Below are 11,421 nucleotides of genomic sequence, written 5' to 3'. Positions count from 1 at the left end.
CGTCAAGGCCGATGTCGGCTGCGTGATCGATGGCTATTCATCCGACACGTCCCGCAACTACGTGTTCGGCGCGCCGACTCCGGATCAGGCGCAACTGCATCGTTCGATCGAGGCGGCGTTCGCGGCCGGGGTCGCCCGGATCCGGCCCGGCGTGAAGCTGTCCGAGGTCCACCGGGCCACCACCGCGGCCCTGGAGGATGCGGGCCTTGCCGGCTTCAGCCGGGGACATTTCGGACATGGGCTCGGCCATTCGCTGTTCTCCGAGCAATGGCCCTTCATCAGCGCCACGAGCGCCACGGTGATCGAGCCCGACATGGTCCTGGCCTTCGAGGTGCCGATCTATGTCACCGGCGTCGGCGGCTTCAACCTGGAGGACCAGTTGCTGGTGACGGCGGACGGGCACCGTTCGATGAACACGTTGCCGCGCCATCTCATCACCCTCGGCGGGTAACGCTTGCCAGCATGTTGCCACATCCCCACGGTATATCGGCATTTCGATCGGATCATCCCTCGGGCCGGCCAATCGAGTTTCACATCCGTTGCGTTGATCGAGGGATTTCCTGATGTCGGATCACAATCATAAGCCGATACCGACATGGACCTGGCTGACGCCGTTGCTGGCGTCCGGGCTGCTTGCACTCAAACTTGCGAATGTTGTGCCATCGGACGCGACTGCGGTGCTGATTCTTGCCGGCGTCTTGCTTGGCGCCACCGTGTTTGCCGCGGTGCATCATGCCGAGGTCCTGGCCGTCAAGCTTGGCGAACCCTTCGGCTCGATCCTCCTGGCTGTCGCGGTGACGGTGATCGAGGTCGCGCTGATCGTGTCGATCATGCTGGCCGGGGCCGACGGCAGCGACATGGTCGCCCGCGACACGGTCTTCGGCGCCGTGATGATCGTGCTCAACGGCGTGGTCGGCCTGTGCCTCGTGATGGGGGGCAGCCGGCATTTCGAACAGACCTTCCAGCTTCAGGGGGCGGCTGCGGCCCTGGCCGTGCTGGGCACGCTGGCGACGCTGGCGCTGATCCTGCCGAATTACACCCTCGCGGTCTCAGGCCCGTCCTTTTCCGCGGTGCAGGTCGTCTGCATCGGCGTCGCATCGCTGGTGCTGTGGGGCGTCTTCATCTTTGTCCAGACCATCAAGCACCGCGACTACTTCCTCGACGATCCGCTACCGACTTCCCCCGAGGCCGAAAGCGCCAGCCACGCGCCGGCAAAGCCGAGCCATGGGACCGCCGCAGCATGCCTCGGGTTGCTGCTGCTCTCCCTCGTCGCGGTCGTACTGCTGGCCAAGATCTTGTCCTATCCCCTCGAGAAGGGGATCACGGCCGCCGGATTGCCGGCCGCGTTTGTCGGCGTGGTCATCGCCGCCATCGTCCTGTTGCCGGAGGGCATGGCCGCGGCCAAATCGGCGATGCGGAATCAGCTGCAGAACAGCATTAACCTGGCCCTGGGGTCGGCCATCGCCAGCATCGGCCTGACTATTCCCACGGTGGCGATGGTCTCGCTCATCATGGGGCAGAACCTGGTGCTCGGCATCTCGCCGGCCAACATGACCCTGCTGGTGCTCACCCTGTTCGTGAGCACGCTGACGCTGGGCACCGGGCGCACCTCGGTGCTGCAAGGCGCGATCCATCTGGTGATCTTCGCCATGTTCCTGCTCGTGTCCGTGGTCCCCTGAAACGAGCCTCAGTCGAAGGGCAACTGGTCGGTGATCCCCACCAGCTCGGCCAGTTGGCGCAGATCGGCCAGGGTGTCGTCCGGCAGCAGGAGCCCGTCGCGGCGATGCTTGAGGTCGTTCCGCGCCTCGATCTCGCCGGGATAGAAGATCTCGTCGAAACCCTGGGCCAGCGGCGCGGATTTCAGCCCGGCGATCATCTCGTCCATCCGGCGGTTGAACTCCGCGACCGGCTGGAACACCGAGATGTCGAGGACGATCATCAGCTGGCCCGCGCCGCTGCGGTGCTCGGCCTGGTACGGCCCATGGACGCCAGGGCCGAAGCCGCTGCCGGTCAGGACACCGGACAGCATGTCCATGATGACGGAGATGGCATAGCCCTTGTGCTGGGCCATCGGCAGGATGATGCCATCGATCGCCGCCTGCGGGTCGGTGGTCGGCGCGCCGTCGGCGGTCAGCGCCCAGCCCTCCGGGATCGGCTGACCCTTCTGCCGGGCCAGGTAGATCTTGCCGCGCGCGACGCCGGTGTTGGCGATATCCAGCACCATCGGCGCGTGCGACCCGCCGGGGCTGGCCCAGGACCACGGATTGTTGCCGACGACCTTCTTCCGGCCGCCCCAGGGCGCCATGGACGGGCTGGCATTGGTCGACAGGAAGGCGACGCAGTTCTCCCGCGCGCCCATCAGCGTGTAGTACAGCGCCGTGCCGAAATGGTTGGAGTTGCGCAGCGCGACCGCGCCGATGCCGTGCTTCTTGGCGCGCCCGATCGCTTCCCGCGCGGCATAGGCGGCCAGCACCTGGCCCATGCCCTCATGCCCGTCGATCACGGCGATGGCGCCACCGTCGACCAGCAGCTCGGGCTTGGCCACGGGCGCGCAGACCCCGGCGCGCAGTCGCGCCATGTACCAGGGCAGGCGCATGACGCCATGGGATTGATGGCCCCACAGGTCGGCCTGGACCAGGGTGTCGGCGCACAGCCTGGCATCATCCTCCGGCATGCCGGTGGTGCGGTAGGCGGCCGTGGCGAAGTCGCGCAGGCGGTCGGGGGAAATGCGGGTGTCGGTCATTGCTGTGTCTTTCGCTTCTCGTCCCGAGAAAGGGTCACGGGCGCGTGATCGAGACGCGCAGGTCGCGGTCGAGGTAGCGCGCCGTAATCTGCGCAGCGCCGGCGAGGTTGAACGGAACCGAGATGGTCCCGGTCGACACGATGCTGCCGCGCGGCAGCACCATGCCGCGGTCGCGGGCGATCGCCAGCAGGTCGGCTAACCCGTCGACGGGCACCACCTCATCATCGCCGGTTGCGATCCGCGCCTGCTCGGCGCCGTCAGCCTCGACCACCAGCGTTTCGGCGATGCGGGCAATGGTTGCGCCGTCGATGACGGGGCCGAGCACCAGTGCCTCGAACGCCGCATTGTCCGCGGCGAAGCTGGGCCATCCCACCACGCGCCGGTCGACGAAGCGCGACAGCACCAGCTCGAACGCCACCCGCGTCTCGGCCACCACCGACAGCGGATCGGCCACCACCTCGCCGGGGCTGACGTCGCGGCCCAGCACATAGGCGATCTCGAACTCGACCGTCACCGGCCCGTCATGGGGCAGGGGAACCGTATCGCCCGGCTGGTGGACCCGGCGCGAGAGGATCCGGCCGGCGATGGCGCGGCCGATGCCCGAGTCCCGCTTGCCCTTGTGGCTGCCGACGCCCAGTTTCCAGCCGGCGACGCTGTCGCCCAGCGTCTCGATCAGGCGATCCTGGACGTCGTAGCCTTCCGCCAGCGTTTGCGGCCGGATGGCTTCGGGCAGCGCCTGCAAGCGCTGGCCGGACCGCCAGGCCTCGGCCAGGGCGTCGGCTGCGGGGATGGGATCGAACCGGTCGCTCATGCTGTCGGGTCCCCGGACATCGGTTCGGCGGTCAGGAAATCGAAATCGCAGCCTTCCGACGCCTGCAACACCGTGTTGCGGTAGAGCGCCTTGTAGCCGCGCTTCGGCTTCGGCGGCGGCTTGACGTCGGCCAGGCGGCGCTGGATCTCCTCGGGATCGACCAGCAGGTCGATGCGCTTCTCGGCGATCGACAGTCGGATGCGGTCGCCATCGCGCACGGCCGCCAGCGGGCCGCCGACCGCGGCTTCGGGCGAGACGTGCAGGACGATGGAGCCGAAAGCGGTGCCCGACATGCGGCCGTCCGAGATCCGGATCATGTCCTTGACGCCGGCCTGGGCCAGCTTCTTCGGGATCGGCAAATAGCCGGCCTCCGGCATGCCCGCCGCGATCGGGCCGATATTCTGCAGCACCAGGATGTCGTCGGGCTTCACATCCAGGTCGGGATCGTCGATCCGCCTGGCGAGATCCTCCAGCCCATTGAAGACGACCGCCCGGCCCTCGCTCTCGAACAGCGCCGGGGTGGCGGCGGCGCGCTTGAAGATCGCCCCATCCGGCGCCAGCGTGCCGGACAGGGAGACCAGGCCGCCGACCGGCGAGACCGGGTTGTCGAACGGCCGGATGACGGCGTGGTCGACCCAGTCGATCGGCGCCTCCAGGCGGTCGCCGAGCGTCTGCCCGGTCACGTCGATGGTGTCGAGGTGGAGGAGGGGCTTCAGCTCCCGCAGCAGGGCGCCCATGCCGCCGGCGGCATGGAAGTCCTCCATGTAGCCTTCGCCGACCGGCTTCAGGTCGACCAGCACCGGCGTCTCGTCGGAAATGGCGTTCAGGCGCTCATTGGTGATGTGGATGCCGCGGCGCCCCGCCACCGCGGCCAGGTGAACGATGGCGTTGGTCGACCCGCCCAGCGCCATCAGCACCCGCAGGGCGTTGTCGACCGACTTCTCGGTGATGATCTGGTCGGGGCGGATCGGCTGGGTGATCAGCTGGACCGCGGCCTTGCCCGTCTCCTCCGCCGCCACCAGCCGGTCCGAATGGACGGCCGGGATGGCGGCGGTGCCCGGCAGCGACATGCCCAGCGCCTCGGCGATGCAGGCCATGGTCGAGGCCGTGCCCATCACGGCGCAGGTGCCCGCCGTGACCGACAGGCGGCCTTCGACCGTCGCGATCTCCTCGGCATCCACCGTGCCGGCACGATACTTGGACCAGAAGCCGCGGCAATCGGTGCAGGCGCCCAGGCGCTGCCCCTTGTGGCGACCGGTCGACATCGGCCCGGTCACCAGCTGGATCGCCGGCAAATTGGCCGAGGCGGCGCCCATCAACTGGGCCGGAACCGTCTTGTCGCAGCCGCCGATCAGCACCACCGCGTCCATCGGCTGGGCGGCGATCATCTCCTCGGTGTCCATCGACATCAGGTTGCGATAGACCATGCTGGTCGGGTTCAGGAAGACCTCGCCCAGCGAGATGGTCGGGAAGGCGCGGGGCAGGGCGCCGGCCGCCAGCACGCCGCGCGACACCGCCTCGACCAGATCCGGCATGAAGCGGTGGCAGTTGTTGAAACCCGACGGCGTCATGGCGATGCCGACCACCGGCTTGTCCAGCATCTCCCGCGACAGGCCCATCGACCGCGCGAAGGACCGGCGCAGGAACCGCGCGAAATCGGGGTCGCCGTAATTGGTCAGGCCGTTGAACAGGCCGAGCGGGGATGTCACTGGGAGTCTCCGGGTTTTGACAGGACGGCGCTGCGGAACTGCACGCCCAGCAGGTCTTCTAACACGCAGACCATGCCGCCCTTGTCCTTGGCGCCATGGCCCTGCAGCAGGGCCGTCTGGTAGGTCGCGGTCGCCGCGGCCAGCACCGGCATCGGCAGGCCGAGATCGGCGGACAGGCCGGCACCGCTGACGAGGTCCTTGTAGGCATGCTGCATCGGATAGCCGTCGTTGAAGTGGCCCTGCAGGATGCGCGGGATGAAGAACTCCGAGGCGTAGCTGCGCCCGGTGCCGCTGTTGACGACCTCGCCGACCAAGTCGGGGGCCAGGCCCAGCTTCGCCGCCATCGGCAGCACCTCGGCCAGGGCGGCGGCATTGATATCGAACAGCAGCTGGTTGATCAGCTTGACCAACTGGCCGCTGCCGGCCGGGCCGACATGCAGGACCTTGTTGCCGATGCAGTCGAACAGGGGCCTGACGGTATCGAAGACGGCAGCATCGCCGCCGCACATCACGGTCAGCGTGCCGTCGATGGCCCGGGCCTCCATCCCCGACACCGGCGCGTCCAGGAAGCCGCAGCCGGCCTCGCCCAGCCGGCGGGCGGTCGCGATGGTCCGGGCGTAGTCGCTGGTGCCGAGATCGACCACGATTCGCCCCGGCGCCAGCAGCGGTGCGAGGCCGTCGGGTCCGAACAGCATCTCCTCCACCGCTTTGCCGTCCGGCAGGCACAGGAAGACGAAATCGGCCTCCGCCAGCCGCCGGGCGTCGGCGGTGATCTCGATGCCTTTCGCCATCAGGTCATCGAACGGACCGGCCTGGCGGGTGGTGGCCACGATGCCGGCCCCGCTCTTGGCGAGGTTGGCGGCGATCGGGCGTCCCATCTGGCCGAGGCCGGCGAAACCGATCTTCATGTCGCTGTCTCCTGCTGTACCGCGTCCGCAAAGATCACGCAGACCGGGCTGCCGGTTTCGACGAGATGGCCTGTCGGGGTCGGAGTGCCGGTTTCCGCGTCGATCGCGAAAAACACGATGCTGTCGCTGTCCTCATCGGCCACGATCAGGGTCGTGCCTGCCGGGTCCAGCGTAATGAAGCGCGGCTTGGCCCCGCCGCTGGGTGTCCAGGCCACGGGATAGAGCGTCGTGGTGTCGGGGCTGATCGAGAAGGTCGTGATGCTGTCGTCGCCGCGGTTGGAGACGTAGAGCCAGCGGCCGCACGGTGTGATGGCGACGCCGGCGGCGTGGCTGGTGCGCAGGCAGGTCGGCGGCAATGTGGACACGATCCGCAGCGGCGACAGCCGGCCCGTCGCCGTGTCGTAGCCGAAGCTCGTCACCGTCGAATCCAGCTCGTTGGCGACATAGAGCGTAGTGCCCGAGGGATGGAAGACGCCGTGGCGCGGCCCCGATCCTTCGCGGCCCGGCGGCGGCTGGTCCGCGGCCAGGCGCAGCCGCCGCCCGACGGCATCGACTTCGATCACGAAGACCCGGTCCAGCCCCTTGTCGGGCACGATCAGCCGAGGACCCGCGGGATCGGGGACTAGGATCTGGTGCGGTTCGGACCCCGTCTGCTGTGTCCGGTGCGGTCCAGGCTGCCCCGACAGGTCCAGCATCTGGCGCAGCGGGTCCAGGCCGCCATCCGGCCGCAGCGGCAGCAGCGCCACGCTGCCGGTCGCGTAGTTGGCGACGATCAGGCTCCGGCTCGGCTCATGCACCAACAGATGCACCGGGTTGCGCCCGCCCGTCTCCTGCCGGTCGAGCGGGGTCAGGCGGCCGTCCAATGCGATCCGGAAGGCGCTGACCGTGCTGGCATCGCCATGCACGGCGTAGAGCGTGTCGCCCGTCCTGGCCAGGAAGGACGGGTTCTCCAGCCCGGCGACCGTCTGCACATGGTGCCAGTGGCCATCCGCGGCGACGGCATAGACGCCGAGGCCCTGTCCCCGCGCATTGCGCTCCTTCGTCGTCCGGCAGCCGACATAGGCGTGCATCATCATGCCCTTTGCGGCCGCGGCGCGCCGATCGGCCGGCGCGTCAGGGTCAGGGTGGAGATGGCCCCGCAGACCAGCAGCACGCCGGCGACGATGAAGGCGCCGTCATAGCTGCCCGTCGCCCGGATGACGTATCCGGTCACGATCGGCGCCAGGAGGCCGAAAATGTTGCCGCCGACCACGGTGAAGGCCATGGCGACGCCGATGTCGGCGGGGTTGGGCAGCAGGTCGTTGACCAGCGAGAAGTTGAGCGAGGTCATCGCGGCGATGCCAGTCAGCGAAATCGCGACCAGCGCCAGGATCAGCCACACATCGTCGATCAGCGGTGCGAACAGGATCACGGCGGCCAGCACCATCGTCGCCGCGATGACGTAGCGGCGCCGGCCGCCGGCGACGTCGCCCTTCAGCAGCCGGTCGCTGAACCGGCCGATGCAGATGCACAGCACCACTGCCACCGCATAGGGAATGGCGGCATACAGGCCGGTCTTGGCGATGGTCAGGCCCTTGGTCGTCTGCAGATAGGTCGGCAGCCAGGTCAGGAACAGGTATTGCGAATAGACGTTGCAGCCCATGGTCAGCGCCAGCCCCCACAGTGTCGGCCCGCTGGCCAGCATGCGCAGCAGCCCGGTCTTCCCGGCGCCGTCCGGGGTCGTGTTGCCGGTCCGCTCGGTCAGGATCTTGGTCCGTTCCGCCTCGCCCAGCCAGCGCGCATCCTCCGGCCGCCGGAACCAGACCAGCCAGCAGATCAGCCACAGGCCGCCGATGCCGCCGGAGATGAAGAACAGGGACCGCCAGCCGAAAGCCTCGATGATCGGCCCGGCGACCAGCGCGCACAGCGCGGGGCCGGCATAGGACCCGGCGTTGAAGGCTGCGTTCATGGCGCCGCGTTCCCCGGCCGGCATCCATTCGCGGATCACGCGGCCGCCGGCCGGGTTGCTCGCCGCCTCGCCGGCGCCCATTACCAGCCGCGTCGCCAGCAGCGATCCGAAGCTGAAGGCCAGCCCGGTCGCCGCGGTCGCCAGCGACCACAGGCCGAGATTGAAGCCGGCGACGCGCTTCGCGCCGTAGCGGTCGACAAGCATACCCATCGGGATCAGGAAGATCGTGTAGGTCCACAGGAACGACGAGAACAGGTAGCCCAGCGAAACCGGGTCGAGGTTGTATTCCTTCGCGATGGGCCCTGCGGCGAAAGACAGGGTGGTGCGATCGACGTAGTTGATCGTTGCCAGCGCAAACAGCAGCAAAGCGATCCATCCGCGCTTGAAGGGCACGGTATCCTCCCAACGGCTTCGGCAGCCGGCCCTCGAAGTGCCGGCATGGCATGTTCTGCCGGGACCCTAGGAGGGCACTGCCATCGCGATCGAGCCTGTTATGGGCATCGCACGATGCCAGTTTTGCATCGTGGCCAGCGGGCGCACGTCAGGAGCCCACCAAATGGTCCCGCACCAGCCGGCGGAAGGACGTGAGCGCCGGGTTGTCATTCTCGCGCAGCCAGGCCAGCCACATCTGGCTGACGATATCCTCCGCCAGGTCCAGTTCGCGGACCTCGACCGTCGCCGGCCGCAGGCGGGTGGCGCTTTCCGGCACGATCGCCAGCCCCACCCCGGCGCCGGCCAGTGACAGGATCGTGTGGGTCTCGCGCGCATACTGCACGAAATCGGGCCGGACATCGGCGCGCCGGAACGCGGCGGACACCAGGTCGTGGTGATACCGGCTTTCGATCGGCGCATACATGATGAAGGGCTGGCGGTCGATCCGGGCGAGCGGCACGCACTCGAGCGCCTCGAGGGGGTGTCCCTTGGGCACGGCCAGCATCATCCGGTCCCGGGCGATGCACAGGGTGTCGACGCGCTCGCGGTCCACCGGCAGACGCAGGATGCCGACATCGATCCGCCGGGTCGACAGCCGGTCCAGCTGGGCCGCGGTCACCAGCTCCTTCAGGATGATCTCGATGCCCGGCATCCGCTCGTTGGTCAGGGACACGATCCGGGGCAGCAGCTCATAGCTCGACGCCGGAATGAACCCGATCGCGAGGCTACCCTTCTCGCCGGCCGCCACCTGCCGCACCGACTGCCGCGCCTCCTCGGACATGTGCAGGATGTCGCGGGCATCCTTCAGGAAGCTGCGCCCCGCGGCGGTCAGCGCCACGACCCGGTTGGACCGGGTGAGCAGGGATACGCCGAGGGTCTGCTCCAACTGCATGATCTGGCGGGAGACGGGCGGCTGCGTCATGTGCAGGCGTTCGGCCGCCCGGCCGAAATGCAGCTCCTCAGCAACCGCGATGAAGCATCTCAGATGGCTCAGCTCGAACATCGATCCCTCGGGCACAGCGGGCTGCGGATCACTATACCGCCTCAAATGACGCGCTGCTCGGCGTTGACCGCAACACCCGATCAGTGGATCGCGGGCCACCAGACATCCAGAATAAACAATTAAAATTTGTTATTTTTTAATAAAAGATCATATTGTACGGTGAATTGTGCCGTGCGGAAAATCCGCCCGTAACATTGGGCGCCACGCGGCTTCAGCGCGTTTGCGGCTGCAAAAAATACAACCCATATTGGCTAATGCCAGTTCATGGCCATCGTTGGAAGGGATAATCTTGCGGATCAACAATCGCCACGGATCTGCCGTGGCCGGTGCAGCAGTCCTGGCGCTCTCGGCCCTGTTCGCAAGCCCATCCCGCGCGGCCGATGACGCGCCGGTCACCGGCGGCACGCTGATCTATCTCGAACAGCAGCCGCACACGAACCTGTATCCGCCGGCGGGCGGCTTCTATCCGAATGGCGGGGTGCTGAACCAGATCACCGACAAGCTGACCTGGCAGGACCCGAAGACGCTGAAGATCGAGCCCTGGATCGCGGAATCCTGGACCGTCAACACCGACGACACCGAATACACCTTCAAGATCCGCGACGGCGTCACCTTCTCCGACGGCACCCCGCTGGACGCCAACGCCGTGGCGAAGAACTACGACACCTATGGCCTGGGCAACACCGCGCTGAAGCAGCCGGTCTCCGAGGTGATCAACAATTACGACCACAGTGAGGTGGTCGATGCCCACACGGTCCGCTTCTTCTTCAAGAAGCCGTCGCCCGGCTTCCTGCAGGGCACCTCGGTGATCGGCTCCGGCCTCGTCTCGCTCGGCACTCTGGCCCGGCCATTCGAGGAGCTCGGTGCCGCGACCAAGATCATCGGCTCCGGCCCCTTCGTCGTCAGCAACGAGACGCTGGGCAAGGAGGTCGACCTGACGGCGCGCCAGGACTACGCCTGGGGTCCGAAGCCGCTGGCGCAGCAGGGCCGCGCCTATCTCGACGGCATCAAGTTCATCGTGACGCCGGAGGACAGCGTCCGCATCGGGTCGCTGCTCGCCGGCCAGGCCGACTTCATTCGGCAACTGCAGGCCTATGACGAGAAGCAGGTCACGGCGCAGGAGTATCTGGTCTATGCCGCGCCGACCCGCGGCGTGAATGACAGCGTCGCCTTCCGTCCGGACAATCCGCTGGTGTCCGACATCCGGGTGCGGCAGGCGCTGCTGCACGCGACCAATGCGAAGGAAATCGTCGGCACGCTGTTCTCGGCCAACTACCCGGAGGCCACCGCGGTCATCTCCTCTGCCGCGGCCGGCTATGTCGACCTGTCAGCCAAGCTCGGCTACGACCCCGAACTGGCCAAGCAGCTGCTGGACCAGGCGGGCTGGACGGTCGGCGCTGACGGGATCCGCCAGAAGGACGGCCAGGCGCTGACGCTGACGATCCATGAATCCCTGCCGCAGCCGCAGAACAAGGGCGTGCTGCAGCTGGTCGGCCAGCAATGGGCCAAGGTCGGGGCCAAGCTCAACATCCTCTCGGGCTCGGCCGGCAGCACGGTCTCGGACAATCTCGACCCGTCGAAGACCCCTGTTGTGGTGGCCGAGGTCGGGCGTGCCGACCCCGACGTGATCAAGAGCCAGTTCCACTACGCCAACCGTGACGCGCTGCTGCAGAAGGGCGGGTCGAGCTCGAAGGTGCAGAGCTTCGTTGACGCCAAGCTGAACACGCTGCTGGAGGCCGTGGCCTCCGAGACCGACCCGGCGAAGCGCCTGCAGCTCGCCGGCGAGGTCCAGGCCTATCTGCTGGACCAGGCCTATGTGATCCCGATCTTCGAGGAGCCGCAGGTCTTCGCCGGGGCGCCCTATGTC

General features: G+C 67.6%; 10 protein-coding genes. 3 read left to right on the top strand and 7 right to left on the bottom strand.

The genetic code is table 11. The annotated features are described in order from the left end of the window. Nucleotides 1-451: M24 family metallopeptidase (locus AC3XYG_RS38490; RefSeq protein ID WP_489145191.1), on the top strand; the 451-nt coding region annotated here is incomplete at its 5' end. Between the two features lie 226 nt (nt 452-677). Next, complete coding sequence (locus tag AC3XYG_RS38485; RefSeq protein ID WP_489145190.1) at nt 678-1,679, top strand: calcium:cation antiporter; 1,002 nt, start codon at nt 678-680, stop codon at nt 1,677-1,679. A gap of 8 nt (nt 1,680-1,687) precedes the next feature. Here AC3XYG_RS38485 and AC3XYG_RS38480 read toward each other — a convergent pair whose 3' ends face one another. The 7 genes from AC3XYG_RS38480 to AC3XYG_RS38450 all read right to left on the bottom strand — a co-directional run bounded on the left by AC3XYG_RS38480 (nt 1,688) and on the right by AC3XYG_RS38450 (nt 9,554). Then, a complete protein-coding gene (locus tag AC3XYG_RS38480; RefSeq protein WP_489145189.1) occupies nt 1,688-2,743 on the bottom strand; it encodes an Ldh family oxidoreductase in 1,056 nt (351 codons plus the stop codon). A 34-nt stretch (nt 2,744-2,777) separates the two neighbouring features. Further along, nucleotides 2,778-3,554 carry a 2-keto-4-pentenoate hydratase gene (locus tag AC3XYG_RS38475; protein ID WP_489145188.1) on the bottom strand — a complete coding sequence of 259 codons (777 nt, stop codon included), beginning with the start codon at nt 3,552-3,554 and terminating at the stop codon, nt 2,778-2,780. After that, nucleotides 3,551-5,263, bottom strand: a complete 1,713-nt coding sequence (locus AC3XYG_RS38470) for an IlvD/Edd family dehydratase (protein ID WP_489145187.1) — start codon at nt 5,261-5,263, stop codon at nt 3,551-3,553. The genes AC3XYG_RS38475 and AC3XYG_RS38470 overlap by 4 nt, the downstream gene beginning before the upstream one ends. Beyond that, nucleotides 5,260-6,171 carry an NAD(P)-dependent oxidoreductase gene (locus tag AC3XYG_RS38465; protein ID WP_489145186.1) on the bottom strand — a complete coding sequence of 304 codons (912 nt, stop codon included), beginning with the start codon at nt 6,169-6,171 and terminating at the stop codon, nt 5,260-5,262. Before AC3XYG_RS38465 ends, AC3XYG_RS38470 begins: the two co-directional genes overlap by 4 nt. Continuing rightward, nucleotides 6,168-7,247 (bottom strand): lactonase family protein, encoded by a 1,080-nt coding sequence (locus AC3XYG_RS38460; protein ID WP_489145185.1) that lies wholly within the window; start codon nt 7,245-7,247, stop codon nt 6,168-6,170. The genes AC3XYG_RS38465 and AC3XYG_RS38460 overlap by 4 nt, the downstream gene beginning before the upstream one ends. After that, nucleotides 7,244-8,512, bottom strand: a complete 1,269-nt coding sequence (locus tag AC3XYG_RS38455; protein WP_489145184.1) for an MFS transporter — start codon at nt 8,510-8,512, stop codon at nt 7,244-7,246. The genes AC3XYG_RS38460 and AC3XYG_RS38455 overlap by 4 nt, the downstream gene beginning before the upstream one ends. Nucleotides 8,513-8,660: 148 nt before the next feature. Next, entirely contained in the window at nt 8,661-9,554 is an 894-nt protein-coding gene (locus tag AC3XYG_RS38450; RefSeq protein WP_489145183.1) for a LysR substrate-binding domain-containing protein, read from the bottom strand. A gap of 319 nt (nt 9,555-9,873) precedes the next feature. On the opposite strand from AC3XYG_RS38450, the gene AC3XYG_RS38445 reads away from it, so the two are divergent. Then, the coding region (locus AC3XYG_RS38445; protein ID WP_489145182.1) for a TIGR04028 family ABC transporter substrate-binding protein at nt 9,874-11,421 on the top strand (1,548 nt) is incomplete at its 3' end.

It is taken from the genome of Inquilinus sp. (assembly GCF_057815775.1).
The sequence above is the reverse complement of the archived record's forward strand: the minus strand, read 5'-3'. Positions and strand labels throughout refer to the sequence as shown.